The sequence below is a fragment of the Streptomyces sp. NPDC058274 genome (assembly GCF_042881375.1).
Taxonomy (GTDB): Bacteria; Actinomycetota; Actinomycetes; order Streptomycetales; family Streptomycetaceae; genus Streptomyces.
In genome coordinates this window covers 104,058-131,012 of record NZ_JBHVXW010000014.1, presented here as the reverse complement: position 1 = coordinate 131,012, position 26,955 = coordinate 104,058, and the positions used below count along the sequence as shown (strand labels likewise).

19 protein-coding genes are annotated in these 26,955 nt (G+C 70.6%); 6 read left to right on the top strand and 13 right to left on the bottom strand.

The genetic code is table 11. The annotated features are described in order from the left end of the window. Nucleotides 1-5 precede the first annotated feature (5 nt). The gene (locus ACFVYF_RS25405; protein WP_389458873.1) at nucleotides 6-1,166 is read left to right on the top strand and encodes a CorA family divalent cation transporter; all 1,161 of its coding nucleotides are present in this window, start codon (nucleotides 6-8) and stop codon (nucleotides 1,164-1,166) included. 50 nt (nucleotides 1,167-1,216) lie between these two features. Here ACFVYF_RS25405 and ACFVYF_RS25400 read toward each other — a convergent pair whose 3' ends face one another. Then, the gene (locus ACFVYF_RS25400) at nucleotides 1,217-3,199 is read right to left on the bottom strand and encodes an amino acid transporter (RefSeq protein WP_389459007.1); all 1,983 of its coding nucleotides are present in this window, start codon (nucleotides 3,197-3,199) and stop codon (nucleotides 1,217-1,219) included. Nucleotides 3,200-3,602: 403 nt separating this feature from the next. On the opposite strand from ACFVYF_RS25400, the gene ACFVYF_RS25395 reads away from it, so the two are divergent. Then, nucleotides 3,603-5,186 (top strand): alpha-L-arabinofuranosidase B, encoded by a 1,584-nt coding sequence (locus ACFVYF_RS25395; protein ID WP_389458871.1) that lies wholly within the window; start codon nucleotides 3,603-3,605, stop codon nucleotides 5,184-5,186. An 86-nt stretch (nucleotides 5,187-5,272) separates the two neighbouring features. On the opposite strand, the gene ACFVYF_RS25390 is transcribed toward ACFVYF_RS25395, so the two are convergent. Continuing rightward, nucleotides 5,273-6,337 carry a sodium-dependent transporter gene (locus ACFVYF_RS25390; protein ID WP_389458869.1) on the bottom strand — a complete coding sequence of 355 codons (1,065 nt, stop codon included), beginning with the start codon at nucleotides 6,335-6,337 and terminating at the stop codon, nucleotides 5,273-5,275. Between the two features lie 168 nt (nucleotides 6,338-6,505). Here ACFVYF_RS25390 and ACFVYF_RS25385 point away from each other — a divergent pair, with 168 nt between their 5' ends. Continuing rightward, nucleotides 6,506-7,345 carry a hypothetical protein gene (locus ACFVYF_RS25385; RefSeq protein ID WP_389458867.1) on the top strand — a complete coding sequence of 280 codons (840 nt, stop codon included), beginning with the start codon at nucleotides 6,506-6,508 and terminating at the stop codon, nucleotides 7,343-7,345. Nucleotides 7,346-7,399: 54 nt separating this feature from the next. Here ACFVYF_RS25385 and ACFVYF_RS25380 read toward each other — a convergent pair whose 3' ends face one another. From ACFVYF_RS25380 to ACFVYF_RS25360, 5 genes are all read right to left on the bottom strand, one after another. After that, on the bottom strand, nucleotides 7,400-8,818 hold the full coding sequence (locus ACFVYF_RS25380) for a sensor histidine kinase (protein ID WP_389458865.1): 1,419 nt from the start codon (nucleotides 8,816-8,818) through the stop codon (nucleotides 7,400-7,402). After that, on the bottom strand, nucleotides 8,815-9,477 hold the full coding sequence (locus ACFVYF_RS25375) for a response regulator transcription factor (protein ID WP_389458863.1): 663 nt from the start codon (nucleotides 9,475-9,477) through the stop codon (nucleotides 8,815-8,817). The genes ACFVYF_RS25380 and ACFVYF_RS25375 overlap by 4 nt, the downstream gene beginning before the upstream one ends. Before the next feature lie 1,245 nt (nucleotides 9,478-10,722). Next, entirely contained in the window at nucleotides 10,723-12,399 is a 1,677-nt protein-coding gene (locus tag ACFVYF_RS25370; protein ID WP_389458861.1) for an NAD(P)/FAD-dependent oxidoreductase, read from the bottom strand. A gap of 94 nt (nucleotides 12,400-12,493) precedes the next feature. Further along, nucleotides 12,494-14,170 (bottom strand): NAD(P)/FAD-dependent oxidoreductase, encoded by a 1,677-nt coding sequence (locus ACFVYF_RS25365; protein ID WP_389458859.1) that lies wholly within the window; start codon nucleotides 14,168-14,170, stop codon nucleotides 12,494-12,496. Between the two features lie 311 nt (nucleotides 14,171-14,481). Next, nucleotides 14,482-15,696, bottom strand: coding sequence for a cytochrome P450 (locus tag ACFVYF_RS25360; protein WP_389458857.1), 1,215 nt, complete (start codon nucleotides 15,694-15,696; stop codon nucleotides 14,482-14,484). Nucleotides 15,697-16,085: 389 nt separating this feature from the next. Between ACFVYF_RS25360 and ACFVYF_RS25355 the strand changes: the two genes are divergently transcribed. Further along, nucleotides 16,086-16,532, top strand: coding sequence for an SRPBCC family protein (locus ACFVYF_RS25355; RefSeq protein ID WP_389458856.1), 447 nt, complete (start codon nucleotides 16,086-16,088; stop codon nucleotides 16,530-16,532). A 236-nt stretch (nucleotides 16,533-16,768) separates the two neighbouring features. Here ACFVYF_RS25355 and ACFVYF_RS25350 read toward each other — a convergent pair whose 3' ends face one another. The 5 genes from ACFVYF_RS25350 to ACFVYF_RS25330 all read right to left on the bottom strand — a co-directional run bounded on the left by ACFVYF_RS25350 (nucleotide 16,769) and on the right by ACFVYF_RS25330 (nucleotide 23,664). After that, the gene (locus ACFVYF_RS25350; protein ID WP_389458854.1) at nucleotides 16,769-17,920 is read right to left on the bottom strand and encodes an XdhC family protein; all 1,152 of its coding nucleotides are present in this window, start codon (nucleotides 17,918-17,920) and stop codon (nucleotides 16,769-16,771) included. Between the two features lie 95 nt (nucleotides 17,921-18,015). Then, nucleotides 18,016-19,473, bottom strand: coding sequence for an NCS2 family permease (locus ACFVYF_RS25345; RefSeq protein ID WP_389458852.1), 1,458 nt, complete (start codon nucleotides 19,471-19,473; stop codon nucleotides 18,016-18,018). A 332-nt stretch (nucleotides 19,474-19,805) separates the two neighbouring features. Beyond that, the gene (locus ACFVYF_RS25340) at nucleotides 19,806-22,190 is read right to left on the bottom strand and encodes a xanthine dehydrogenase family protein molybdopterin-binding subunit (protein ID WP_389458851.1); all 2,385 of its coding nucleotides are present in this window, start codon (nucleotides 22,188-22,190) and stop codon (nucleotides 19,806-19,808) included. 2 nt (nucleotides 22,191-22,192) lie between these two features. Continuing rightward, on the bottom strand, nucleotides 22,193-22,774 hold the full coding sequence (locus ACFVYF_RS25335) for a (2Fe-2S)-binding protein (RefSeq protein ID WP_389458849.1): 582 nt from the start codon (nucleotides 22,772-22,774) through the stop codon (nucleotides 22,193-22,195). Beyond that, nucleotides 22,774-23,664, bottom strand: a complete 891-nt coding sequence (locus ACFVYF_RS25330) for an FAD binding domain-containing protein (RefSeq protein ID WP_389458847.1) — start codon at nucleotides 23,662-23,664, stop codon at nucleotides 22,774-22,776. The genes ACFVYF_RS25335 and ACFVYF_RS25330 overlap by 1 nt, the downstream gene beginning before the upstream one ends. Before the next feature lie 411 nt (nucleotides 23,665-24,075). Between ACFVYF_RS25330 and ACFVYF_RS25325 the strand changes: the two genes are divergently transcribed. Next, on the top strand, nucleotides 24,076-25,749 hold the full coding sequence (locus tag ACFVYF_RS25325) for a PucR family transcriptional regulator (protein ID WP_389458845.1): 1,674 nt from the start codon (nucleotides 24,076-24,078) through the stop codon (nucleotides 25,747-25,749). A gap of 149 nt (nucleotides 25,750-25,898) precedes the next feature. Next, the gene (locus tag ACFVYF_RS25320) at nucleotides 25,899-26,672 is read left to right on the top strand and encodes a hypothetical protein (RefSeq protein ID WP_389458843.1); all 774 of its coding nucleotides are present in this window, start codon (nucleotides 25,899-25,901) and stop codon (nucleotides 26,670-26,672) included. 21 nt (nucleotides 26,673-26,693) lie between these two features. Here ACFVYF_RS25320 and ACFVYF_RS25315 read toward each other — a convergent pair whose 3' ends face one another. After that, entirely contained in the window at nucleotides 26,694-26,933 is a 240-nt protein-coding gene (locus ACFVYF_RS25315) for a hypothetical protein (RefSeq protein WP_389458841.1), read from the bottom strand. Nucleotides 26,934-26,955: the final 22 nt, after the last annotated feature.

Sequence of the window (26,955 nt, the reverse complement as noted above, 5' to 3'; positions counted from 1 at the left end):
AGCCGATGTCCGAGCGCCGCGCCCGCCCGGCCGCGAAGAATGGCAGGAAGTCGGCCTGGCGCCGTGCGCTGACTCCCCCGTCCACCCCGTCCGCACCGTCCCGGACACCGCAGCCGGAGCCGCCGGCGAGTGACCCGGCCGAGGTCGACAGCGTCGTACAGGCCGCCCTGTACCGCGACGGCGTACGCGTCTCGACCCCGGCCTCGCTCGCGGAGACGTTCCGCGAGCTGCGCGAACAGCCCGACGGCATGGCGTGGATCGGTCTGGCTCGCCCCACGGAGGCCGAACTCCTTTCCCTGGCAGCAGAGTTCGACCTGCACCCGCTCGCCGTCGAGGACGCGATGGAGGCGCACCAGCGCCCGAAGCTGGAGCGCTACGGCGAGACGCTGTTCGTCGTGCTGCGGGCCGCCCGCTATCTGGACGCGTCCGAGGAGGTCGACTTCGGTGAGCTGCACGTCTTCGTGGGCCCCGACTTCGTCATCACGGTCCGCCACGGCGCGGCGCCGGACCTCTCGGCGGTGCGCCGCCGCATGGAGGACAGCCCTGAGCTGCTGAAGCTCGGCGCGGAGGCCGTCCTCTACGCCATCCTCGACTCCGTCGTCGACGGCTACCTCCCGGTCGTCACCGGCGTGCAGAACGACATCGACGAGATCGAGACCGAGGTCTTCCGCGGCGACCCCGAGGTCTCCCGCCGCATCTACGAACTCTCCCGGGAAATGGTGGAGTTCCAGCGCGCCACCCGCCCCCTGGTCGGCATGCTGCACGGACTGATGGCCGGCTTCGCCAAGTACGGCACCGACGAGGAGCTCCAGCGCTACCTCCGCGACGTCGCCGACCACGTCACCCACACCAGCGAGCGCGTCGACGGTTTCCGCCAGGCCCTCGCCGACATCCTCACCGTGAACGCGACCCTGGTCACCCAGCAGCAGAACGCCGAAATGCGCGCGTTGGCCGAGGCGGGCTTCGAACAGAACGAGGAGATCAAGAAGATCTCGTCCTGGGCGGCCATCCTCTTCGCCCCGACCCTGGTCGGCACCATCTACGGCATGAACTTCGACCACATGCCGGAGCTGCACTGGCTCCTCGGCTATCCCTTCGCGATCGTCCTGATGGCGGTCGTCTGCACCAGCCTGTACGTCATCTTCAAGCGCCGCGACTGGCTCTGAGCAAACCAGGCGCGGCGCCGTGGATGGATCGTCGTCGCGTGCCGGCCGGCTCAGCCGCCGACGTGGATGCCCGGGCGGCGCTCGGGGTCGGGTTCGTTGCTGCGGATGATTTCGCGGGTGACCGGAGCGGTGTCGCCGCGGCCCAGGAGGAAGTAGCGGAACATGTGCCGCAAGGGACTGCCCTCGGCCCACGCGAAGTAGCAGTGCGGCTGCACACCCGTGGCGTTGCGCAGGGCGAGCAGGATCGCGGCGATCGCGTTCGGAGCGGCGGGGGCCTCGGCGCGCAGGATCCGGTAGCCGTCCACCTCTACGCCCCGTACGGAGAGGGTCTCGCTGAAGTCGGACGGATCGACCACGTCGATTTCCAGGAACAGCACGTCGGCCGGGCCGGGCACCGGGTTGGTGCCGCGCTGTTCCCGCTCCTTGTGGGCGTACTCGGCGCTGTCGCCGGCCTGTCGCCGGTTGGCGATGATGTTGATGGCGTTGTCGTGCTCGAGGGTGTCCGTGATGAACCGGCGGGCTTCGTCGTCGAACACGATCCGGTCGGCGCGCAGTTCAGTGGTGCGGGAGACCCGGGAGATCAGTGACACGGCGATGATGCCGGCGATGAACATGCCCGAGATGGTGATGCCGTCGGGCTTGTCGACGATGTTGGCCACCAGCGCGTAGAGCAGGACGGCTGTGAGGAGGGCGAATCCGGTGCCGGCCACCCGCCGGCGATTGCGGACGACGGACACCGTGACGGCGAACGCGCCGGAGACCATCATGGCCAGGATGCCGGTGGCGTAGGCGCCGGCCTGTGCGTCGACGTCGGCGCCGAACGCGATCGTGATGATGATGCAGAGAGTGGTGTAGACGATCACGACGGGGCGTACGGCGCGTCCCCATTCGGGGGCCATGCCGTAGTCGGGGAGATAGCGGGGCACGATGTTGATCAGCCCGGCCATCGCGGACGCGCCCGCGAACCACAGGATCAGGATGGTGCTGATGTCGTAGGCGGTGCCGAACACCTCGCCGGCCTTCTCGTGGGCCAGCCAGGCCAGCGCCCGGCCGTTCGCCTGGCCGCCGGACTCGAACTCCTTGTGCGGAATGAGGACGGTGGTCACGAAGCTCGCGGCCAGCAGGTAGACGCTCATGACGAGCGCGGCGGTGGTCAGCAGCCGGCGGGTGTTGCGGATGCGTGACTGCTTCTGCTGTTCGGGGTCGCTGCCCTTCGCGGCGATGAGCGGCATCATGCTCACGCCGGTCTCGAATCCGGACAGGCCCAGCACCAGCAGAGGGAAGGCCAGCAGGGCGGGCCCCGCCAGGTCTCCGAAGCCGCCTCCGCCGTCGCCGAGAGCGTCCGTCCACGCGGAGAACGCGCCGGGCGTGGTGAAGACGTCCACCAGACCGATGCCGATGACCGCCGCGTTGAGCGCCAGGAAGGCCACGACCAGGGGGATGGCCACCTTGACCGCTTCACTGAACCCGAGCAGGAACACCCCGCCGAGGACCACCAGCAACGCCACGGTGAGGGCGACCTCGTGACCGTGCAGAGCCTGCGGGAAGTAGGGGTTCTCCACCACGTGCACGGAAGCGTCCGCCGTGGACAGTGTGATCGTGATGATCCACGAAGTGGCGACGAAACCGAGCAGGACCAGAACGAACAGCTTGCCCCACCAGAACGGCAGCAGGTCCTCCAGCATCGCCACCGACCCGGCCCCGTTGGGGCTCTCACGGGTCACCCGCCGGTACATCGGCAGCATCCCCACCAGAGTCAGCGCCACGATCACCAGCGTCGCCAACGGCGACACCGCTCCTGCCGCGAGGGCGGCGATCGCCGGGACATAGGCGAGGCTGGAGAAGTAGTCGACCCCGGTCAGGCACATCACCTTCCACCAGGCGTGCTGCTCGGTGTCTCCCTCGCCTGCCGCCGGCCCCACCGGCTGCACCCGGTGGCGCAGCAGCCACCGCGCAACGCTTCCGGTCGGCTGGGCCCGTAGAGCCGGACTTTCCACCTCTGCCGGTATGGCCGGTTCGTTCTCGACCTTCATGTCCCCCATCAGTCCTTCTCGTTCCCGCCTTGGGCAGCCGTCTCGGTGCACGCCATGGACGCGGCAATGAGTATGCGGCCTGGCAGTGGTTTCACCACCACCGGGTCGGCCGTTACCGGCCGTGGTGACGGCACCCTTGTTCCCCGTACCCGGCTCACTACCCGGCCCGCCGGTGCCGGCCATGCCGTGGACGGCGAAATGGCCGGTCCTCCGGCCCGCGGACCAATTTCGACCCAGGCGTTGACGGGTCACCTGTGCGGACCTACCTTCTGACCGGAAATACGAACGCTGTCCGAAATTCCGAACGTGATGGCTGGTTGTCCGGTCCGGGAGCCGTGTCGGCCGGCCGTAACAGGCCGTCGCACCGCGGCGGTTCACCCCCCTCACGTCAAGGAGGACGTGCATGTCGGCACTCGCATCGGTTCGACCACTGGACCGCTTGAGGAATCGGCCACTGAACCGCTTCAGGAAATGGGCGCTCTGCGCCGTCGCCGCCGTCACGCTCATCGCCAGTGCCCTGGTCAGCGGCACGGGCACCTCGTACGCCGCAAGTTCACTTCCGTGCGACCTCTATGCCGCCGGCGGCACGCCGTGTGTGGCGGCACACAGCACCACCCGGGCACTGTCCGCCGCGTACAACGGCCCGCTGTACCAGGTCAGGCGCTCCTCGGACAGCGCCACCCGCGACATCGGACTGCTGAGCCGCGGCGGCTACGCCAACGCCGCCGCGCAGGACTCGTTCTGCGCGGGCACCACCTGTGTCATCACCGTCATCTACGACCAGTCCGGACGCGGCAACCACCTCACCCAGGCCCCCGGCGGCGGAGCGGCCGGCGGTCCCGACAACCTCGCGAACGCCGTCGCGGCACCGGCCACGGTCGGCGGCCACAAGGCCTACGGCGTCTACGTGGCTCCCGGCACCGGTTACCGCAACAACCACACCTCGGGCATCGCCACCGGAGACCAGCCGGAGGGGATGTACGCGATCTTGGACGGCACGCACTTCAACGGCGGCTGCTGCTTCGACTACGGCAACGCGGAGACCAGTAACAACGACACCGGCAACGGCCACATGGAGGCCATCTACTTCGGAAACAACTCCTTCTGGGGCTACGGCGCGGGCACCGGCCCGTGGATCATGGCCGATCTGGAGAACGGCCTGTTCTCCGGAGTGAACACGCGCTACAACGCGGGCGACCCGGCCATCAGCCACCGGTTCACCACCGCGGTCGTGAAGGGCACCGCCAACAAGTGGGCGATCAGGGGCGGCAACGCCCGGGTCGGCGCCCTGTCGACGTTCTACAGCGGAGTGCGCCCCAACGCCTCGGGCTACAACCCGATGTCCAAGGAAGGGGCCATCGTCCTGGGCATCGGCGGTGACAACAGCAAGAGCGCCGCCGGAACCTTCTACGAAGGCGTGATGACGTCCGGCTATCCCTCGGACGCCACCGAGAACGCGGTGCAGTCCAACATCACCTCGGTCGCCTACACGGCGCCGGTGTTGCCGAACACACTGACACCCGGTTCCAGGATCTCCCTGCGGGCCACGACCTCGTGCTGCACCACCGACTACCTCCGGCACGACGACGCCGGCACCAACGTGGTCATCTCGCCGGTCTCCTCGTCCAGTTCGGCCACCGACAAGGGCGACGCGACCTGGATCGTCCGGGCGGGCCTGGCGAACAGCTCCTGCGTCTCCTTCGAGTCGGCCAACGCCTCCGGCCGGTACCTGCGCCACAACAACTTCCAGCTCCGGCTGAACGCCAACGACAGCACCTCGCTGTTCGCCGAGGACGCCACCTTCTGTCCACAGGCGGGCAACAGCGGACAGGGCTATTCCTTCATGTCCGGCAACTACGACAGCAAGTACCTGCGCCACTACTTCTACACCGGGTACATCGCCGGCGACGGTGGCGCGAACGCCTGGGACGCCGCCAAGTCCTGGGCCGAGGACACCAGTTGGCAGGTCGCCTCGCCCTGGTCATGACCCCGGGCACGTGACCCGCTCCCGCCGGCACCCGTACCACCGCGGGCCGCGCCGCCACACCGGCGACGCGGCCCGCGCGCCGACGTTCACGGCGCCGGCGCGGAGGCGGCGGCGGGCCGCAGCCGGGTGACGACCCGGTTCGCGGCCGTCTTCTGCAACAGCCCATAGGCGAGGACCGGCAGCAGCAGGTGGGGCTTGTCGGGCAGCGAGGTGGTGATCAGGACCGCGCTCGCGCTGCTGTTGTTCATGCCGCAGGCCAGCGTGAGCGAGGAGGCGACGGGGGCGTCCAGCCGCAGGATGCGGGCCGCGGCCCGGCCCAGGACGAAGGAGAGCAGGCAGACCAGGGCGGCCACGGCCAGCGCGGCGGCGAACAGCAGCGGACGCGGATGTTCGAGGAAGGAGCCGAGCGCGCCGCTGGCGTTGACGTATGTCAGGACGAGCGAGCCGGCCACGGCCAGGGGTACGACCGTTCCGAGAAGCCGGGTGAGCCACCGTGGCGCAAGGACGACAGTGCAGGCGAGGCCGGCCGCGCAGGGCAGGACCACGGTGGTGAGGGCGAATCCCGCACCGGCGGAGTGGCCGGTGGCGATGAGTGTGTGCGCGTAGCCGCCGCTGAGCAGTGGTGCCAGCGTCACCAGCAGCAGCGGAGTGGTGAGCGGGCTGAGGAGCGTCGAGGCCAGGACGAGTCCCACCATGGTCGGCTGGTCGCCGTCGCCCTTGCCGGTCCACACGGTGGCCCCGGCGGCGACCGGCATCGCCACGATGAGGATCATCGCGCTGAGCAGTCCGCTGCCGCCGTCGGTGTCGGGGGTACGACGCAGCAGGAACGCCACGAACGGCACGATCAGCAGCGGGATCGCCAGGTGCAGCACGAGCCCGGCCAGCACCGCTTTCGGGCGCCGCAACAGGCGGCCCAGCGCCCGGACGGGCACCTGGAGCCCGGCCGAGAACAGCACCAGGGACAACAGGAGCGAGGCGGTGTGCAGCGCCGGAACGCCGAACGGCAGGGCGTGGGGGCGGCGCAGCCACAGTCCCGGCGCCGGAAGAAGGAGCGCGACGGCGTACGAGAGGACGACGGCGCGGCCAAGCCGTCGGCGCAGCCACAGAGTCGCGCGGTCAGCGGGCGGGCGGGAAACGGTGGGATCGGTCAAGGCGGCCTTTTCCGTCACGAGGGCAGGGAGCGGAAGGGACAGCCACTATGTGTGCGGAGAACGCGCGGGGGTGCATGAGCTCATGGTGACCGGGCGAACGGCGCGGAAGGCGTGATCGCCTCGCGCAGTCAGGATGCGTTCAGGTAGCCACTGACACGGTCGGGCCTCATGACCTACGAACTGTCCGAGACCCCCGAAGCCGCCCGGGGCGGCGCGACCCCCACCCGGCACGGACCTCGTCCGCGCTGGAACAAGGTGCCCGAAGTCACCCTCTACTTCTGGATCATCAAGGTGCTGTGCACCACGGTCGGCGAGACCGCGGCCGACCTGCTGAACGAGAAGGCCGGTCTGGGGCTGACCGGCGTGTCGGTGGTGATGAGCGTGCTGCTGGCTGCCGTCCTGGTGGTCCAGTTCCGTACGGCCGCCTACCGTGCGGGCGTGTACTGGCTGGCCGTCGTGCTGATCAGCGTGGTCGGCACACTGATCAGTGACAACCTCACCGACAACATGGGCGTGCCGCTGGAGACGAGCACCACGGTGTTCGCGATCCTCCTCGCCGTCGTGTTCGTCGTCTGGTACCGGCGTGAGCACACCCTGTCCATCCACAGCATCGACACCACCAGCCGCGAGGCGTACTACTGGCTGGCGGTCCTGTTCACCTTCGCCCTCGGAACGGCGGCCGGCGACCTGGTCTCCGAGCGCATGAACCTCGGTTACTGGCTCTCCGCCGTCCTGTTCGCCCTCGCCATCGCCGCCGTGGCGATCGCGCACTTCGCGCTCGGCCTGGACGCTGTCTGGAGTTTCTGGATCGCCTACATCCTCACCCGGCCCCTCGGCGCCTCGATCGGTGACTACCTCTCCCAGCCGACCGGTGACGGCGGACTCGGCCTCGGCACGGTCGTCACCAGCGCCCTCTTCCTGGCCGTGATCCTCGGCCTGGTCGTGTTCCTCTCCAAGACGCGCAAGGACGTCGCCGAGCCGGACGGAGCGGCACACCAGGTCGCCTGACCAGCCGGGAAGGCGCTCAGGAGGAGAAGAAGAACACCGGGCGGGAGCGGCCGCTCACCCGGCGGGCAGGGTGATCGTGAACCGGGCCCCGGGTGTGTGCCCGGGGTCGTAGGACACCTCGCCTCCAACGGCGCGGGCCAGGCGTCGCGCGAGCGGCAGCCCCAGGCCCGCGCCGTCGTGCCCGTCCTCGGAGTCGGCTCGTCGGCCGGGCTGGAACAGCTCACCGACGAACACCTCCGGCACACCGGGACCGTCGTCGGTGACGTCGATGGCTACGGCGCCGGGCACCGCCATGGCGGACACGGTCACGGTCGAGCGGGCGTACCGGACGGCGTTGACGAGCAGCGGGCTGACGATGCGTTCCAGCAGGGCCGGCGCGACACCCGCCTCCAGCCGCGGACTCGCTGCCTCCACCACGGCCTTCACCTGTTCCGGTGGGCCGAGCCGCTGGGCGAGACGGCGCAGAACAGGGACAACGTCGGCCGTGCCGGGGGCCGTTGACGGGTCGCGCGTGTTGTCGCGGGCGTCGGTCAGCAACGTGTCGCAGATGGTGCGCATGGACTGGGCGGCCTCGGCCACCACCTGGTGAGTGGCGCGGGTCTCCTCGGCGGAGCGGGGGCGGCCCTGCCACCAGTCGAGTTCCACGATGATCCGGGTGAGCGGGGTGCGCAGCTCGTGGGACAGCTCGCCGGTCAGCTGCCGCTCGTGGCGGAGTACGGCGCGGATGCGGTCCAGCAGCGCGTCCAGTGAGGCGCCCAGGCGTGCGAGTTCGGCGGGGCCTTCCGCGGCGCCGAGGCGGTCGTCGGAGGCGACGGCACTCCACTGGGTGGCCTGGTCGGTCATCGTCCGCACGGGGCGCAGCGCCCGGCCGACCGCCAGCCGCGTCAGCACGTAGGTGCACACGAGCATCACGGCGTCCAGGGCCAGCGATCCCAGCAGCAGGGTGTCGGCCGAGCTTCGATAGGGGGTGAGGTCCAGGGCCGTGACGATCGTGGCAGGGGCATTCCGCCCGGGAACGGGCAGGGAACACAGCCGGACGGCCCGGGTGCCGGGGGCCTGGACGGTCGCGCACGCCCGCCCTCCGCGTGCGGCCAGCCGGTCGGCGGCAGCGGTCAGCGGGTGATCGCCCCCGGTGGTCGGCGGCTCCTCCAGCAACCGCGTCCCGGTGTAGATCCAGACGTTGGCGTCCAGGAGCCGGTCGTTGGCCGTTTCCAGGACACGCACGCGCGAGCCACTGGTGTCGACGGTCGTGGCGACGGCGGCCGCCCGGGTGTGCAGTTCGTCATCGGCCTGCACCTGGAGGTGGCGGTTCACCACGGCGTTGAACGCCACGGTCAGGACGGCCATCAGCAGTGCCGCGGTGGTCAGCGCCACGAGGGAGAGCCGGCCGCGCAGCGTGCGCGGGGCCAGCCGGCGCAGGAGCTGGGTCACCCGGCGCCGGCCGAGCGTCGTACGGCGGAGAATCCGGTTCATGACAGCCGGTGGCCGATCCCGCGTACGGTACCGATCGTCGCCCCGCTGGCCGCCTCACGCAGCTTGCGGCGCAGCCTGGTCAGATACTGGTCCAAGGTGTTCTCGCTGACCTGCGCACCCTCCGGCCAGCCCGCCCTGACCAGCTCACGACGGCGTACGAGGTCGCCGCCGGCCGCCATCAGGGTGGCCAGCAGTCGGAACTCGGTCGGGGTCAGGGACACGGGGGCACCGTGGACCGTCGCGGTGTGGCGGACCGCGTCAAGCACCAGGTCGCCCGAGGTGGCCGTGGGCGGTGGCGTGGCCCGCTTGAGGGCGGCGCGCAGCCGGGCCGCCAGTTCGGCGAGGTGGAAGGGCTTCGGCAGGTAGTCGTCCCCGCCGGCGGAGAATCCGGAGAGCCGGTCGGTGAGCCGGTGATGCGCGGTCAGGAAGATCACCGGGGCGTGGAATCCGTTGGCTCGCAGTGCCTGGCACACGTCGCGGCCGTCCGCGTCGGGCAGTCCGACGTCCAGCACGGCGGCGGCGATGTCGTCGGTGACCAGCCGCAGCGCGGTGGCTCCGTCGGCGGCGGGCACCGGGGCGAAGTCCTCGTCGTACAGGCCACGGCGCAGGACGTCCCGCAGGGCATGGTCGTCCTCGACGACCAGGATCTTGGGGCGCATGGTCCTCCAGGGACCTCGGGAGCGGCCGAGCGACTACAGCCGAGTAGACAGTCGACACCACTGTAGAGGAGCGTGGTGAACGTGTGGGTCTCGGACTTCGGGGCCGCCCGGTACGCCGGCCCGTCGTGACGCCGTTCACCGTCCGGCCGGGACAGGCCCCGAAGGAAGATCGGGGAGTCCCCTCGCGGGCCTCAGCCACCTGAGACCGCGGCCGCCGGGGTCGCAGATTCGGCGGCGGCCTTGATGCGCCGGGCTCCCGCGAGCATGCCGGTGTTCGAGGACGACGGTGCGGCAGGCGGCAGGCGGCAGGCGGCAGGCGGCAGGCGGCCTCGAACGCGTTGAGGGGCCCTGGTGCCGTACGGCACCAGGGCCCCGAAGGAACTGCTACGCCATCTGCCGGCCTTGGTACTGCGCCGGCGTGCTGTTTCCGCAGACCCGACCGAGACGCTGTCGGGGATGCGGGGATCGCGGTTGCTTGACCGGAGACCACCTCACTGTCGATGTCCTGCGGTACCCGGGCTCAGGACTTCCGCCCGGGCGATCCTGATGGCGCGGGGCTCCTCCGTTCTTCCCTCTGGGATCGATCACTTTTCAAACGGGACTGCGTACTTCCGGTGACGCGAACTGCTGGTGATACCTACTGCTCAGTGGCCTGCGGTAGCGCCACGCTTCGGCAGCCAGCCCCGTTGCCCGTCGTGCGTCTGCTCTGGCTTGGAACCCCACTGCCGAACGTCCCGGTGCGCGCGTCCGCAGCCGACGCCTTCACCGAGGTGCTGCTCACTGACTTCACTGCGGAGTACTGCGAACCACACGTGCGGTTACTGCCACTACGGCACTGCTCACGGCGGCTCCTGACCACTGCGGGCCACCCGGTGCGGTCGTCAGCCCCGTCGCCGTCCTGCAGCAATCCTGGCTTCGGAACTCCACCACCACACCGTCCTGCGCACTGCAAAATACGTACTGCTGCCCGGCAGTTCGTGTCTGCCAGGCCCTGCTGTCCTGCTGGCTACGAGGAAAACCATAACCAGGTCACCGACCAATGTCTACTCCGGCCAACATAGATTTTGACGCGTTCGCCGGTGAGGTAATCGGCGCCGAGCGGCGAGGGGACGGGAACCCGGCCGCGAGCAGGACCCCGCACGCGAAAGGCCGGCACCACGGGCCATGAGTTTCGCCGACGCGGTCGGTGCGCCCATGGACGTACGGCCTCCCCCTCGCCGGCCGGCCCCGCCCGCCGTCACCTGCTCAGAAGAGTTTGCTGCCCTTCAGCCGGGCCTTGACCGCCTCACGGCCGTTGCCGAGCACGAGCTTGCGGACCACGGGGTCCGCTTCCGTTGCGGCCCAACGCAGCATCTTCAGCAGGGCTTTGGGCCGCGGGTTCAGGAACCGCACCTCGCGCTCGGCGTATCCGAAGTGCTTGGGCACGAAGTTGGCGCTCTGCAGCCGGTCGTACAGCCGGTCCGCGGCGTCCGGGGCACGCACCGCACCGGCCTCCACGGCCTCGCACTGCTTGACCATCGTCTCGTACAGTTCGGCGAAGCCGTCGTGGTCGGGCCAGTACAGCCCTGGGTACGGCACCTCCTCCAGGTCCACGAAGTGGCTGTCACGGCCGTCCTTGCGGAACTTGGTGAGGGCGCTCTGCATCCGGTACACGCCCGCGTTGGCGCCCCACGCCCAGATCCTGAAGACCGCGCTCCACAGGTCGTAGTCGCACCAGGAGATGAAGGCCGAGTTGACCAGCGAGTCGTTGTAGTCGAAGAGCGACTGCTGGAGCCGGTCCACGGGTGCGAACCGGTCGCCGGAGAAGTCGTCGTCCTTGACCGCGGCCAGCAGCCGCCAGGCCAGCACGTTCAGGGCCTCGGTGGTGTTGGACAGACCTCGCGAGAAGAGCGGGTCGAGGAAGCCGGCCGCGTGCGACAGCAGGAACCAGCGGTCGCCCGCGGTCTGTTTCGAGGAGTACTGCAACCGCCCGGTCGACGTCCATTCCCGGACGGGCTTCATGCCCTCGAACTGCCGGACGATGTCCGGGTAGGGCGCGGCCAGTCGCGCGAAGTCCTCCTCCGCGCTGATCCCTTCCGGCTTGGGGAAGCGCCGCGGGTCGACCGTCATGCCGACGCTGCACAGCGGGTTCTTGGACCACTTGTTGTTGTTGAAGCCGATCACCCAGCCCCAGCCGCGGTCGAACATGTGGTGGACCGTGCCCTCGTACCAGGGCACGGGCGGCCGCTGGTGGTCGGGCAGATGGTCGAAGAGCCGGTCGGTGGGGGTCAGGTCGACCACGTGGTTCCAGATCGAGCGGGAGTGGTGCTTGAACCGGCAGGGGTCCTCCCGCAGCCCGAACTTGTCGGCGACCGGCGAGCGGAATCCGCTGGCGTCCACCAGATAGCGCGCCCGGTACTCGCCACCGCGCCCGGCCAGGGTCACGCCCGAACCGTCGAAGTCGATGTCCGTGACGAAGAAGTTCTGGCGCGCCTTGCAGCCGTACTTGACGGCCACCTGGAAGAGATACGAGTCGGTGTCCTGACGGAATAAGTGGGCTGCTTCGTGCAGCAGTTGGGGCGGGGTGTTGAACTCGTTGACCTCGCGGGGGTTCTGCGGCGCGCCTTCGTGGTGGAGCAGGAATCCGAAGTGCCGTTTCACGCCGAAGCGCGGACCGATGGTGCGGGTGGTGTCGGTGAACGAGGCGAGCGCGGCGATCTCCGGCACGTCGTAGCGCTCCGCGAGGGTGCGCAGGGACACCAGGGTGTACGGAATCGTCGACTCGCCGATCGCGAAGCGCGGATGCGAACCGGCGTCCAGGAGAAGGACCTTGGTGCCGTGCCGGGCCAGGATCGCCCCGAGGAGCGATCCGGAGACTCCGGAACCGAGGATCGCGACGTCGTAAGTCTCCTTCTCCAGACCTGAGTTGACCGTTGAGTCCACGTGTTCTCTCCTTGTCGTCGGGTCGGACAGGACGGCGGCCGGGGTACGTTCGGCCGCACGAGCGGGGGGCCTGATCCGCCGGACAGGCACTGGGTCAGCCGGGACCGCGAGCTCCGCGCAGCCGCTCCCTGAGGAGTCCGCCCATGGCGCCCTTGAGCAACTCGGCGACATCGTCGGGAGCGTCGGTGCGGACCCAGCGGGCGGCCCGCGCGATACGGGCGGGAGTGTTGTGGAAGAACCGGTCCGCCGGATCCCCGAGGCCCAGGGACGGGGGGAGATAGTCCGCCTGCCGGATGACGTCGAAGAGACGGTCTGCCGCCGCCTTCGGGGTGCGCGTGCCGGCCTCCACCTCTTCGCACAGCGTGCGGGCGAGCGGCCCGAGGGCATGGAAGTGGTCGCTGTCCGGGAACGGCGATCCAGGGTGCCGGCCGCTCTCCAGATCACGGAAGACGGAGTCGTCGCCGCTTCTGCCGTACGCGGCGCAGGCGTTCTCCACCGCCAGCGCGCCCAGCACGGTGCTCACCGTCCAGGTGCGGACGACCGCGTTGAAGAGGTCGAAGTCGCGGAAGGCCACGAAGGACGCGTACGTCAGATCGTCGTGCGCCTCGAAGAGTGCCTGCTGGAGATCCTCGACGTACTGGAACCGCGGGGTGGACCAGTCGCCGTCACGGGACGCGTCGATCAGGCGCCGGCCGAGGGCGTTGACCACTTCCAGGCTGTGCGCCAGACCCCTGGAGTAGAGCGGGTCGACGAACCCGGCGGCGTGCGAGGCCAGACAGAAACGGTCGCCCACGATCCGCTTCGAGGAGTACTGGAGCCGGCCCGTGGAGGTCCAGGGCCGGGCCGGCGCCGCGTACTCGAACTGCCGGGCGATGTCCGGGAACCGGGTGAGGAACGCCTCGAACTCCCGCTGCGGCGGCAGACCGGGGTCGGGGTACTTGCGCGGGTCCAGTACGAGGCCCACGCTGCAACGGCTGTTGGTGGAACGCGGCTGGTTGTCGAAGGGGATGACCCACAACCAGCCGCCGTCGAAGACGTGGTGCAGGGTGCCCTGGTGCCAGCGGCCGGGCTGGCCGTGCTGACGTCCCGCGGGTGTCTCGTCGTACGGGATCACCCCCGTCATGTGGGTGAACAGACCGCGTGAGTGGTGGCGCGCCAGGGCCGGCTCCTCCCGGAGCCCCAACTCCCTTGCCACCGGCGCCTCATGACCGGCCGCGTCGACCACGTACTGGGCGGTGAACTCCTCACCGCTCCCGGTGCGCAGGCTCACCCCGTGCTCCGCGTCGATCCGCACGCCCTCGACGCGGGCGCCGGGCCCGGTGCGCACCTCGGCGCCGTACCGGCGCGCGACGCCCAGCAAGTGTGCGTCGACGTCCTCCCGGAAGAGGTGCGGCACGGGCGGTACGACCGAGGGGTTGACGACCTGGTAGGTCTCGCCCGGATGCTGGCGCAGCCGCTCGCGGTGGAGGACGAACCCCATGTTGCGCATCACCCCGCAGCGCGGGGAGACCGCCCGCTGAACCGCCTTGAGGCTGCCGAGCTGTTCGATCTCGGGTACCCGGTACCGCCGGGCGACCACCCGGGCCAGGGCCGCGGTGTACGGCACCATCGACTCCCCCACCGCGAACCGCGGCTGCGCCTGCCCCTCGGCCAGAAGCGTCCGGACGCCGTTCCGCGCCAGGACCGCGGCGAGCAGCGACCCCGCGAAGCCGCCCCCGATCACGGCAACGTCGTACCCCGGACGCGAACCCGCCCCGCCGGTCACCTTCACGTGCCTCACCGCCCGCTCGGCGCACTGAAATTCTCGACGGGTTGAATTCTACAGCTGTTGAGTTATGCGGTAAAGGGGCTGCTGAGCTGGGGAGTTGGGGGCGGAAGGGTCTCAGACGGAGGGGGTGGGGGCGGGCGAGGGGGGCGCCCGCTCCACGACAGCAACCCGGACACCGCGGCCACGGTCGCCGGCACCATCGACGCGCTGAAGGAACGGGGGCACGTCTTCGTCGTCGTCGCCCGAGCACGGTGCCGCAGCCGATGGGACCGGGGAAGGCGAAGTCCGTTGGCGGATACCGGCTTGATGGACCGTCAGGTGAGCCGGACGGGCAGTGTCCGGTAGCCGTGGCCGATGAAGGAGTCGGCGAGGCGGGCCGGCTGCGCGGACTCGTCGAGGCGCAGAGCGGGGAAACGTCCGAAGAGTGCCGGGAGCGCGACGGATGCCTCCAGACGGGCCAGCGGGGCGCCGATGCAGTAGTGAACGCCGTGGCCGAACGCCAGGTGTTCCTTGTCGGCCCGGGTGAGGTCGAAGGCGGCGGCGTCCGCGCCGTGCTTCAGCGGATCCCGGCCCGCCGCCGCGTACGTCGCCAGGATCGCCTCGCCCCGCGCGATCAGCGTGCCGTCGGAGAGCTCGATGTCCTCGACGGCGTACCGCAGCGGGAGGTTGGCGATCGAGGGGGCCCAGCGGAGGGTCTCCTCGATCACGTCGTTCCACGGGATCTCCCCGTTCTGCACGCGGGCCAGCTGGTCCGGGTGGGAGAGCAGGGCGTGGACGGCGTTGCCGATCAGGTTCACCGTCGTCTCGTGGCCCGCGCCGATGACGAGCAGGAGCGTGTCGATCAGCTCCGTCTCGCTGAGCTGTGACCCCTCCTCGTCGCGGGCGGCGATCAGGGCGGTGGTCATGTCTTCGCCGGGCTGCTCGCGCTTCAACGCGACCAGTCCGGCGAGCAGTTCGTGGATTTCCCGCCAGGTGGCCATGGCCTGCTCTGGAGTGATCGTGGTGTCCATGTTGGCCTCGATGAGGCGCGCGGTGTCGGCCCGCTGGTCCTCCGGCAGGCCGAACAGTTCGCAGATGACCTGCATCGGGAGGGGGTGCGCGTAGGCGGAGCGGAGGTCGGCCCGTCCGTCGGGGGCCTCGGCCATGCGGTCGAGCAGGCCGGCGGTGAGTTCTTCGATGCGGGGCCCGAGGGCATCCGTGCGGCGTTTCGTGAACGCCGGGGAGACGAGCTTGCGCAGCCTGCGGTGGTCGGCTCCGTACGCCGTGAACATGTTGGTCACGCCGACCCAGAGGTTGATCCAGCTGTCGCGGTACTCGCCGTCGATCCAAGCGGGCCAGTGCTGGTTGGGGTCCTTGGAGACCCGGTCGTCGGCGAGGAGCCCTTTGAGTACGTCGTGCCGGGTGGGGGCCCAGGCCCGTATCCCACCCGGGAGTTCTATGAGCGCGGCGGCACCGCGATCGCGGAGCCGGTCCGCCTCACCGTGGAGGTCGGCGCCTGCGGGGTCGATGACATAGGGCTGGTCCGGCAAGGGGGCTCCTGTCGCCTGGTCGGTCACCGCACGCGGTGCAGTGACTCGGCTGAGCAGTGGATCATGGTTGGACGCAGCGTATCCGGGTGACCGTCGGGGAGCCGCAGAGCAGACACTCGGCGTGTCAACGGCGGTACGCCGACGCAGATTTGCTCGCGCCGGCGTTCACATCCCGGACAGCCACTCCGTACACCGCCCCGCCCCCCTCGGCGCCCCGCGTGCCGTGTTCCGCCGTCCCGCCGTCCCGCGTCCGCCCCCGGGCGGTCCCGCGTTCGCCTTCCACCGGCCCGCTGCTCCGCTGTCCTGCCGTCCTGCCGTCCTGCCGTCCTGCCGCTCCGCCGCCCGCCGCTCCGCCGCCCGCCGCCCCAGCGTCCGCATACGATCGTCCCGTGGTCCTTTTCGTCCTGGAACGCGTTACTCCCGCTTCCGCCTCCGAGGCCTGGCGGTGTCTCACTCGGTGGGAACGGCATGCCGACGTGGTCCCGCTGACGCGGGTCACCGTGGTCACTCCCCCGCCGACGTGCGAGGGCACCGTCTTCGTGGCGCGGTCGGGACTGGGCCCGCTGGCCTTCGACGATCCGATGGAGGTCGTCGCCTGGGACCCTCCGCGGGAGGACCGGCCGGGAACGTGCCGGCTGGCCAAGCGCGGCACCTTCGTCACCGGGTGGGCCGAGATCGAGGTGCACGCGAGCGACCGTGGGGGTTCACGGATCGTCTGGCGGGAGGAACTGCGGGTGCGATGGCTGCCCCGCCTGTGCGATCGGCCGCTGGCGTGGGTCGCCCGACGGATGTTCGGGCGGGCGGTGGACGGGTTGTTGCGGGGCGCCGGGGGATAGGGCGCCAACGGGCCGCGCGCCGCAGGCCGGCGTGCCGACGGGCAGGGCCGCGCAGGACAGGGACCCGCGGAGCGATCTCTCGCCGGGACGGTGCCTCACGGCCCTCAAGGCTCGGCGGAATCGCCCCCACCCCCGCCCAGGCCCCCGGCTGACCACCCGGACCGCCACCGGCCCGGCCCGGCCATGCTCAGGCAACCGGCCCGGTGCGCCGCTCAGGCCACGACCCCGTACGCCGCTCAGGCCACCGACTCGATCCGTCCCGTCGGCAACGACGTCGCGTCGTGGTGGATCGGCGTGTGCGCCCCGGTGAGTGAGATCCCGCTGCCGCCACGCCGGTTGGCGACGATCTCCGAGGCGATGGACAGGGCTGTCTCCTCGGGCGTACGGGCGCCCAGATCGAGGCCGATGGGCGACCGGAGCCGGGTCAACTCCCAGTCGGAGACGCCGACTTCGCGCAGGCGCTCGTTGCGTTCCAGATGTGTGCGCCGGGATCCCATCGCGCCGACGTAGGCGACCGGCAGGCGCAGCGCGAGCTTCAGGAGGGGCACATCGAACTTGGCGTCATGGGTGAGGACGCACAGGACGGTCCGGGAGTCGACGTCCGTGCGTTCGAGGTATTGGTGCGGCCACTCGACGACGATCTCGTCGGCGTCCGGGAAGCGGGTGGCCGTGGCGAACACCGGGCGGGCGTCGCACACCGTCACGTGATAGTTCAGGAACTTGCCGATGCGGACCAGTGCCGAGGCGAAGTCGATGGCGCCGAAGACGATCATCCGGGGCGGCGGGACCGACGACTCGACGAGAACCGTGAGCGGTGCTCCGCAACGAGAGCCCTGCTCTCCGATCTCCAGCGTGCCGGTGCGGCCGGCGTCCAGGAAGGCCCCCGCCTCGCCCACCACCGTGCGGTCCAGCTCGGGATGGGCGCCGAAGCCGCCCTCGTACGATCCGTCGGGCCGTACGACGAGCGCGCGGCCCATCAGGTCGGCGGGACCGGCGACGATCCGGGCGACCGCCGCCGCCTCCCCACGGGCGGCGGCGGCCAGCGCTGCGGCGAACACCTCGCGCGTCGGCGAGGTGGCCCGGACCGGTGTCACGAGGATGTCGATGATGCCGCCGCAGGTCAGCCCCACGGCGAAGGCGTCCTCGTCGCTGTACCCGAAGCGTTCCAGGACGGTCTCGCCGTCCGCCAGCGCCTGTTGGCACAGTTCGTAGACCGCGCCCTCCACGCAGCCGCCGGAGACCGAGCCGATCGCCGTGCCGTCGGAGTCGACGGCCAGTGCGGCGCCCGGCTGGCGGGGTGCGCTGCCGCCGACGGCCACCACGGTGGCCACGGCGAAGTCGCGTCCCTGCTCGACCCACCGGTGCAGCTCTTCGGCGATGTCCAGCATCTCTCGGTCTCCTTAACGACGGTGGTGGAGGGTGGGTCCCCCGGCCGGGCCGGCGGCGCGAGGCGGGCGCCGGCCCGAGCACGGGACCCGGAGCGTCAGTGGACGCCCATCCAGCTCTCGATCGGGTTGAGGGCGAAGAAGACGAGGAAGATCACCGTCAGCCCCCACATGAACGCCCCGATCTCCCTGGCCTTGCCCTGGGCGGTCTTGATGGCGACGTACGACAGGACCCCGGCCGCGACGCCCGCGGTGATGGAGTACGTGAACGGCATGATCACGACGGTCAGGAAGACCGGGATCGCGGTGGCGCGGTCGGCCCAGTCCACGTGCCGGGCGTTCATCATCATCATGGCGCCGATGACGACGAGCGCGGCGGCGGCGACCTCGCCGGGGACGATCGCGGTGAGCGGGGTGAAGAAGAGGCAGGCCGCGAAGAACAGGCCGGTGACGACGGAGGACAGACCCGTACGGGCGCCCTCGCCGACGCCGGTCGCGGACTCGACGAACACCGTCTGCCCGGAGGCACCGGCGACTCCGCCGACCGCACCGCCCGCGCCGTCGATGAACAGCGCCTTGGACAGGCCCGGCATCCGGCCCTGCGCGTCGGCCAGCTTGGCCTCCGTGCCGACGCCGATGATGGTGGCCATCGCGTCGAAGAACCCGGCGAGCACGAGGGTGAAGACGATCATGCCGACCGTCATCGCGCCGACCTCGCCCCAGCCGCCGAACTCGACGTTGCCGAAGAGCGAGAAGTCCGGCATCGAGACCGCGCTGCCGTGCAGTTCGGGAGCGCCGCTCGCCCACTCCTTGGGGTCGATGACGCCCGCGGCGTTGAGGATCACGGCGATGACCGTGCCCGAGAGGATGCCGATCAGGATCGCGCCGGGGATGCCCCGGGCCTGGAGCATGAAGATGAGCAGCAGGGTCGCCGCGAAGAGCAGGACCGGCCAGCCGGCGAGTTCACCGGCCGGGCCGAGGGTGACCGGCGTGGCCTTGCCCTGGTGCACGAAGCCGGCCTTGTAGAAGCCGATCAGCGCGACGAACAGGCCGATGCCCATCGTGATGGCGTGCTTCAGCGCCAGCGGGATCGCGTTCATGATCATCTCGCGCAGCCCGGTGACGACCAGGAGCATGATCACGACGCCGTACATCACGCACATACCCATGGCCTGCGGCCAGGTCATCTGCGGGGCGACCTGCGAGGAGAGCACACCCGAGACGGAGAGGCCGGCGGCGAGGGCCAGCGGCACCTTGCCGAAGAAGCCCATGAGCAGCGTGCTGAAGGCGGCCGCGAACGCGGTCGCGGTGATCAGCGCCTGCTGGCCGAGGGTGTCCCCGGCCGCGTCCTTGCCGGACAGGATGAGCGGGTTGAGCAGCAGGATGTACGCCATCGCCATGAAGGTGGTGACACCGCCGCGCACCTCACGCGCGACCGACGATCCTCTGTGGGATATGTGGAAGTACCGGTCGAGCCAAGACCGGCCGGCCGGGACACGGCTGCCCGTGCCCGCGTCCTCCGCGGTGGTCTTCGGCTCGAGTGACTGCTGGGTCATGTGGGCCTACTCCCAAGGTTCAAAGGGGCACCCGCCCCAGCCGCTCTGACGGCTGGTCCGACCGCGAGCGCGGTTGCGGGATTTGGGAAATGCTTCGGCCGCACGACCCGGGGGACGGCCCGAGACGAACGATCAGGATCTGTTGCTGGTACTGACTGGGTACTGACTGGATCTGTTGCTGGTACTGACTGGGTACTGACTGGTGCGGCAAGTTCCGCGAGCGGTGCGGTACTTGGTTTCTCCGGGCGGCGCGGGCGGCGGGACGTGTGACGTTCCCGGCCGGAAGTGTGACGTTCCTGGGAGGCACGCACCGCCCGGAGGGCTCAGGTCGCTCAGGCGGTGCCGGTGAGGTGCTCAGGACGTACCGGCGTCCGGTTGAGCTCGAGACCCGTCGCGTTCCGGATCGCCGCGAGGACGGCCGGGGTGGACGACAGGGTCGGGGCCTCGCCGATGCCACGGAGCCCGTACGGGGCGTGGTCGTCGGCGAGTTCGAGCACGTCGACGGGGATGGTCGGCGTGTCGAGGATGGTGGGGAGCAGGTAGTCCGTGAAGGAGGGGTTCCTGACCTTCGCGGTCTTGGGATCGACGACGATCTCCTCCATCACCGCGATGCCCATGCCCTGGATGGTGCCGCCCTGGATCTGGCCGATCACGGAGAGCGGGTTGAGCGCCTTGCCGACGTCCTGGGCGCAGGCCAGTTCGATGACCTTGACCAGGCCGAGCTCGGTGTCCACCTCGACGACGGCGCGGTGCGCGGCGAACGAGTACTGGACATGGCCGTTGCCCTGGCCGGTGCGCAGGTCGAAGGGCTCGGTCGGACGGTGCCGCCACTCGGCCTCGACCTCGACGGACTCGCCCTCCAGCACGTCCACCAGGTCGGCGAGGACCTCGCCGCCGTCGGTGACGACCTTGCCGCCCTCCAGGAGCAGTTCCGCCGTCGCCCACGCCGGGTGGTACGTGCCGAGCTTGCGGCGGCCGAGCTCCAGGACCTTCTCGCGGACGAGCTCGCAGGAGTTCTTGACGGCGCCGCCGGTGACGTACGTCTGACGGGACGCGGACGTCGAACCGGCGCTGCCCACCTGGGTGTCGGCCGGGTGGATGGTCACCTGGGTGACGCCCAGCTCGGTGCGGGCGATCTGCGCGTGGACGGTGACACCGCCCTGGCCGACCTCCGCCATCGCGGTGTGCACGGTCGCGACGGGCTCGCCGCCGACAACCTCCATGCGTACCTTGGCAGTTGAGTAGTCGTCGAACCCCTCGGAGAAGCCGACGTTCTTGATGCCGACCGCGTAGCCGACTCCGCGGACGACACTCTCGCCGTGCGTGGTGTTGGACAGTCCGCCGGGCAGCTGGCGTACGTCGGCGCCCTCGGAGCTCTCCCACTGGCGCTCGGGCGGCAGCGGCATCGCCTTGACGCGGCGCAGGATCTCGGCGACCGGGGCCGGCGAGTCGACCGGCTGTCCGGTCGGCAGGAGCGTGCCCTGCTCCATCGCGTTGAGCTGACGGAACTCGACCCGGTCCATGCCCACCTTGTCGGCGAGCTTGTCCATCTGGGCCTCGTAGGCGAAGCACGCCTGGACCGCGCCGAAGCCGCGCATGGCGCCGCAGGGCGGGTTGTTGCTGTAGAGCGCGATGGCCTCGATGTCGACGTCGTCGATGACGTACGGGCCGACGCTCAGCGAGGAGGCGTTGCCGACGACCGCCGGGGAGGCCGACGCGTAGGCGCCGCCGTCCAGGACGATCCTGCACTTCATGTGCGTGAGCTTGCCGTCCTTGGTGGCGCCGTGCTCGTAGGAGAGCTTCGCCGGGTGGCGGTGCACATGCCCGAAGAAGGACTCGAAGCGGTTGTAGACGATCTTGACGGGCTTGCCGGTGCGCAGCGCGAGCAGGCAGGCGTGGATCTGCATCGACAGGTCCTCGCGGCCACCGAAGGCGCCGCCGACGCCGGAGAGCGTCATACGGACCTTGTCCTCGGGCAGGCCGAGGACGGGCGCGATCTGCTTGAGGTCCGAGTGCAGCCACTGGGTGGCGATGTAGAGCTCGACACCGCCGTCCTCGGAGGGCACGGCGAGGCCGGACTCGGGGCCGAGGAAGGCCTGGTCCTGCATGCCGAAGGTGTACTCGCCCCTGACGACGAAGTCGGCCTTCTTGGCGGCCTCGTCGGCGTCGCCGCGGATGATCGGCTGGCGGTGCACGATGTTCGGGTGCGGGACGTGGCCGATGTGGTGGTCGTCGCGGTTCTCGTGGATCAGGATCGCGTCGGGCGCGGTAGCGGACGCCTCGTCCGTGATGACCGGCAGTTCGCGGTACTCGACCTTGATCTTGGCGGCGGCGCGGCGCGCGGTCTCCGGATGGTCGGCGGCGACGATCGCGACCGGCTCGCCGTGGTGGCGTACCTTGCCGTGCGCGAGGACCGGGGTGTCCTGGATCTCCAGGCCGTAGTTCTTCACCTCGGTCGGCAGGTCGTCGTACGTCATGACGGCGTAGACGCCGGGGGTCTTCAGCGCCTCGGCCGTGTCGATCGACACGATCTCCGCGTGGGCCACCGTGGAGCGCAGGATCTGGCCCCAGAGCATGTCCTCGTGCCACATGTCGGACGAGTACGCGAACTCGCCGGTGACCTTGAGGGTGCCGTCCGGGCGGAGCGTCGACTCGCCGATGCCACCCTTGGTCTTGGAGCCCTGCGTGAGATTGGTGGGCGTACCAGTCGTTCCCATGGTCAGACCGCCTCAGACTGCCGGGCGGCCGCCAGGCGGACCGCGTCCATGATCTTCTCGTAACCGGTGCAGCGGCACAGGTTGCCCGAGAGCGCCTCGCGGATGTCCGCGTCGGTCGGGGTCGGGTTGCGCTCCAGCATCTCGTCGGCCGCGACGAGCAGGCCGGGGGTGCAGAAGCCGCACTGGACGGCGCCCGCGTCGATGAACGCCTGTTGGATGGGGGCGAGTTCACCGCCTTCGCCGGTGTGGGAGTCCTGGGGCCTGGAGTTCCACTGCTGGGCGTCCTGGAGCGACGTGCCCGGCGTACCGCAGGCGCCCGTCCCGCAGGAGCGCTGCTTCGCGAACTCCGCGAGCCCCTCCACCGTGACGACCTCGCGCCCCTCGACCTGGCCGGCCGCGACGAGACACGCACACACCGGTACGCCGTCGAGGCGGACCGTGCAGGAGCCGCACTCGCCCTGCTCACAGGCGTTCTTGGAGCCGGGCAGGCCCATGCGCTCGCGCAGGACGTAGAGCAGGCTCTCGCCCTCCCAGACGTCGTCGGCTTCCTGCTGACGGCCGTTGACCGTGAAATTGACGCGCATTACGCGACTCCCTCCGTGCTTGCGGCGGTGCCGCGGTACGACTCCCAGGCCCAGGTGAGCGTCCGGCGGGCCATGATGCCCACCGCGTGGCGGCGGTAGCTCGCGGTGCCCCGGACGTCGTCGATCGGGTTGCAGGCGGCGGAGCAGAGGTCCGCGAACTGCTTGGCGACCGACGGGGTGATGATCTTTCCGTTGTCCCAGAAGCCGCCCTCGTCGAGCGCCGCGTTCAGGAACTCCTCGGCGGTCCTGGCACGGACCGGGGTGGGCGCGGCCGAGCCGATGCCGGTGCGGACCGTGCGGGTCCCGGGGTGCAGCGCGAGGCCGAAGGCGCAGACGGCGATGACCATCGCGTTGCGGGTGCCGACCTTGGAGTACTGCTGCGGGCCGTCGGCCTTCTTGATGTGGACGGCCCTGATGAGCTCGTCGGCGGCGAGCGCGTTGCGCTTCACGCCGGTGTAGAACTCGTCGATCGGGATCAGGCGCGAGCCGCGCACGGACTCGACCTCGACCTCGGCGCCCGCGGCGAGCAGCGCCGGGTGGGCGTCGCCGGCCGGGGAGGCGGTGCCGAGGTTGCCGCCGACACCGCCGCGGTTGCGGATCTGCGGGGAGGCGACCGTGTGCGAGGCGAGGGCCAGGCCGGGCAGCTCGCCGCGCAGCTGCTCCATGATCGTGGAGTACGGAACGGAGGCGCCCAGGCGCACGCTCTCCTCGCCGGCCTCCCACTCGCTCAGCTCACCGATGCGGTTCAGGTCGAGGAGGTACTCGGGCCGACGGTGGTCGAAGTTGATCTCGACCATCACATCGGTGCCTCCCGCAATCGGCACAGCCGTGGGGTGCTCGGCCTTGGCGGCGAGCGCCTCCTCCCAGCTGGCGGGGCGAAGGAAGTCCATGAGTGGCTCTCTTCATTCGTAATCGAGGGTCGTACCGATCAAGCCAGATCGTGTGCGGCGGGCCCGGCTCGTTCATGTGCTGTTAACGCGGATTGACGTCAGTACACAGCCCTGTCCTCCACTGGGGTCAGTCACCGAAACCATGAAGGAGTTGGCTGGCCAGCGCGCGCATCTTGTAGATTCGTATGAACGGAGGTCATCAGTAACCTCTCCGCTTTCCCCGGGAAACATCCGGCACAGCCTGGGAAACAGTGAGCGCAGCTCGCGAAAGCCCAGCACACGGCCTCGCAGGGGCCCGAGACCACCGTCCGCGGGACCGGTGACCGCTCCGCGGGGACCGGGAACCCGCTCGCCGGGGCCTCCTACCGGATCCATCGTAGATTTCGAGACAAAGAACGGCGGCGACGAGACATGCGGCTGCGCGCACTGCTGGACACCGACGCGCTGGGCCTGCGGCTGCTCGGCGGCGAGGACGAACTGGATCGCACCGTGCGCGGTGTGATGACGACGGACCTCAAGGACCCCAGCCGCTATCTCTCGGGCGGCGAGCTGGTCCTCACGGGCCTCGCCTGGCGGCACGACTCGGGGGACTCCGAGCCCTTCGTCCGCATCCTCGCGGGGGCCGGTGTGGCGGCCCTCGCCGCCGGTGAGGCGGAGCAGGGCGACATCCCGGACGACCTGGTCCTGGCCTGCACCCGGCACCGGCTGCCGCTCTTCGCCGTCAACGAGTCGGTGGCCTTCGCGACGATCACCGAGCACGTCGTACGGCAGGTGTCGGGCGAGCGGGCCGGTGACCTGGCGGCCGTCGTGGACCGGCACCGGCGGATGATGACGTCCGGTCCGGCGGGCGGCGGCCCCGACGTGGTGCTCGATCTGCTCGGCTCCGACCTGGACCTGCGGGCCTGGGTGCTCTCCCCCACCGGCCGGCCCGTCGCGGGCGCCGAACGCAACGGCCCCGGGCTGCCCGCCGGCGTGTGCGCGAAGCTGGCCGCCGAGCATCTGGCGGCGTCCCGCACGGGCCGGCGCGGGCCGCACCGGGTGGCGGTGGGCCCGACGACGTACTCGCTGTTCCCGATCCGCTCGTCCGGCCGCGCCGCGGCCGCGTCCCGGGACGTGCGGGAGACGGTGCTGTCCGACTGGCTGCTGGCGGTCGAGGCGGACGCCGGGGACTGGCCGGAGGAGCGGCTCGACCTGCTCCAGGGCGTCACCCAGCTGATCTCGGTCGAGCGGGACCGGCGGGACGCGGCGCGCTCGGTGCGCCGCCGGCTCGCCCAGGAGGTTCTGGAGCTCGTGCAGACGGGCGCGGCGCCCGCCGAGATCGCCGCGAGGCTGCGGGTGGCCGCTCCGGTGCTGCTGCCCGGCCTCGGGGCGGCTCCGCACTGGCAGGTGGTGGTGGCCCGCGTCGAGTGGGACGGCGGCGACATCGAGGGCGGCCCGGTCGCCCAGTCGCTCCTGGAGGAGATCCTCGTCGACCCGCTATCGACGGGCCCCGAGCACTCCGACCGCATCGCCGTCGCCCACACGGGTGACGAAGCGATCGCCCTCGTACCCCTTCCGGCGGTGTCGTCCGAGCACGACGGTTCCGAGTCCGGGCTGCTGGCCGACTCGCTCCTGGAGGCCGTACGGGATCCGCTGTCGGCGGGCCTGAACGACGACGGGCGGCTGACGCTCGGGGTGAGCGCCGCCGTGCACTCGGCGGAGGGGCTGCGCGGCGCGCTGGAGGAGGCACGGCACGCCCGCCGGGTGGCCGCGGCGCGTCCCGGCCGGGTCTGCGCGGCCGGCCACCAGGAGCTGGCCTCGCACGTGCTGCTGCTGCCGTTCGTGCCGGACGACGTCCGCCGTGCCTTCACCGCCCGGCTGCTCGACCCGCTGCGCGACTACGACCGCAGGCACCGGGCCGAGCTGATTCCCACCCTGGAGGCCTTCCTCGACTGCGACGGCTCCTGGACGCGCTGCGCGACCCGTCTCCACCTGCACGTCAACACACTGCGTTACCGGGTGGGCCGTATCGAGCAGTTGACGGGCCGGGACCTCTCGCGGCTGGAGGACAAGCTCGATTTCTTCCTGGCGTTGCGCATGAGCTGAGGTCGCGGGCGTGCGAGCCGCGCGGTCCCAAGTGCCGCCGCCGTCCCACGACTTTGTGAAATCCTTCACCCACCCCCTTGGCCGGGCGCGCCGATCCGTGCTGAGATGCCACCACTCAACAGCTCAATGGTGTGCTCGGGGAGGGCAACGTGGCGCATACCGCCATGTCTGGTTCCGGAACGACTGCAGGGGACGATCCACTCCAGACCGCGGTATGGCGGCTGCGCTCGCGCGCCTGCTGGGCCGACGCGGCCGCTCTCCTCCAACCGCACACCGCCGCGGCGGCCCTGCAGAGAGCGTCCCTGCTCGTCGAGCGGTGTCTGTACACGGAACAGGGCTGGGCCGAGGCCGAGGACGCCCTGCGGACGGCGGAGGCCCTGGCCCAGAGCGACGACGAACGGGGCGCGGCGGCCTGTGAGCGCGGGCAGCTCGCGTACGCGTCCACCCTGCTCGGCGTCCGGGACCGGGCGGACGAGGCACGGGCGGCGCTCGGCCGGGCCGCCGCACTGCTGGCACCGGGCGCGCCGGGCCGGGCCGCGCTCGACTTCCGGCGCGGCCTCATCGCCGAGAACCTCGCCCATTCACCGCAGGCGGCCCGTGCCGCGTACCGCCGTGCGCACGCGGGCGCCACCGCCCTCGGCGACCCGCTGCTGCTCTCGTGCACCTGGCGCCATCTCGCCGGACTCGCGCTGCGGGAGGGCGAGTTGGCGGAGGCCCGGCACGGCTTCGCCGAATCCCTGCGGATCCGCGAGGAGTTGGGCTACCTGGTCGGTACGGCGCCGGCGCTGGCCTCGCTCGCGGACGCCGAGATCGAACCCGAGGCGTCCCGGCTGCGCGCGGAGGCCGGCCGGCTGTTCCGGCTGCTGGGCGGCGTACCCACCTGGCTGGCCCACCAGTTGACGCCACCGGCGGCCACGGCCTAGGTCCGGGGTACCCGAGAGGTGCTAGGCGTTCTGGACGTCCGTCCAGAAGTGCTGGACGAACGTCCAGGCCTCGGTGCGCAGTTCGGGGTTCTTGACCAGCAGGACGACGGCGGCCACGAGGAGCAGGAACTTCAGCAGTCCGCCGAGGCCCGTCCCCGAACGGGACCGGCGGCGCCGGGCGCTCGCCTCGTTCATCTCGCGGAAGCGGCGCTGCTCGTGCTGCCGCTGCTGCGCCTGCCAGGCGGGGTCGGGAAACATCATGCTCACCCCTGGAGTCGGTCGT

Bases quoted from the DNA above. Each gene is read 5' to 3' on its own strand.
- ACFVYF_RS25405 (WP_389458873.1), top strand. From the start codon at position 6: ATGTCCGAGCGCCGCGCCCGCCCGGCCGCGAAGAATGGCAGGAAGTCG.
- ACFVYF_RS25400 (WP_389459007.1), bottom strand. From the start codon at position 3,199: ATGAAGGTCGAGAACGAACCGGCCATACCGGCAGAGGTGGAAAGTCCG.
- ACFVYF_RS25395 (WP_389458871.1), top strand. From the start codon at position 3,603: ATGTCGGCACTCGCATCGGTTCGACCACTGGACCGCTTGAGGAATCGG.
- ACFVYF_RS25385 (WP_389458867.1), top strand. From the start codon at position 6,506: ATGACCTACGAACTGTCCGAGACCCCCGAAGCCGCCCGGGGCGGCGCG.
- ACFVYF_RS25380 (WP_389458865.1), bottom strand. From the start codon at position 8,818: ATGAACCGGATTCTCCGCCGTACGACGCTCGGCCGGCGCCGGGTGACC.
- ACFVYF_RS25375 (WP_389458863.1), bottom strand. From the start codon at position 9,477: ATGCGCCCCAAGATCCTGGTCGTCGAGGACGACCATGCCCTGCGGGAC.
- ACFVYF_RS25350 (WP_389458854.1), bottom strand. From the start codon at position 17,920: ATGCTGGACATCGCCGAAGAGCTGCACCGGTGGGTCGAGCAGGGACGC.
- ACFVYF_RS25345 (WP_389458852.1), bottom strand. From the start codon at position 19,473: ATGACCCAGCAGTCACTCGAGCCGAAGACCACCGCGGAGGACGCGGGC.
- ACFVYF_RS25340 (WP_389458851.1), bottom strand. From the start codon at position 22,190: ATGGGAACGACTGGTACGCCCACCAATCTCACGCAGGGCTCCAAGACC.
- ACFVYF_RS25335 (WP_389458849.1), bottom strand. From the start codon at position 22,774: ATGCGCGTCAATTTCACGGTCAACGGCCGTCAGCAGGAAGCCGACGAC.
- ACFVYF_RS25330 (WP_389458847.1), bottom strand. From the start codon at position 23,664: ATGGACTTCCTTCGCCCCGCCAGCTGGGAGGAGGCGCTCGCCGCCAAG.
- ACFVYF_RS25325 (WP_389458845.1), top strand. From the start codon at position 24,076: ATGCGGCTGCGCGCACTGCTGGACACCGACGCGCTGGGCCTGCGGCTG.
- ACFVYF_RS25315 (WP_389458841.1), bottom strand. From the start codon at position 26,933: ATGATGTTTCCCGACCCCGCCTGGCAGGCGCAGCAGCGGCAGCACGAG.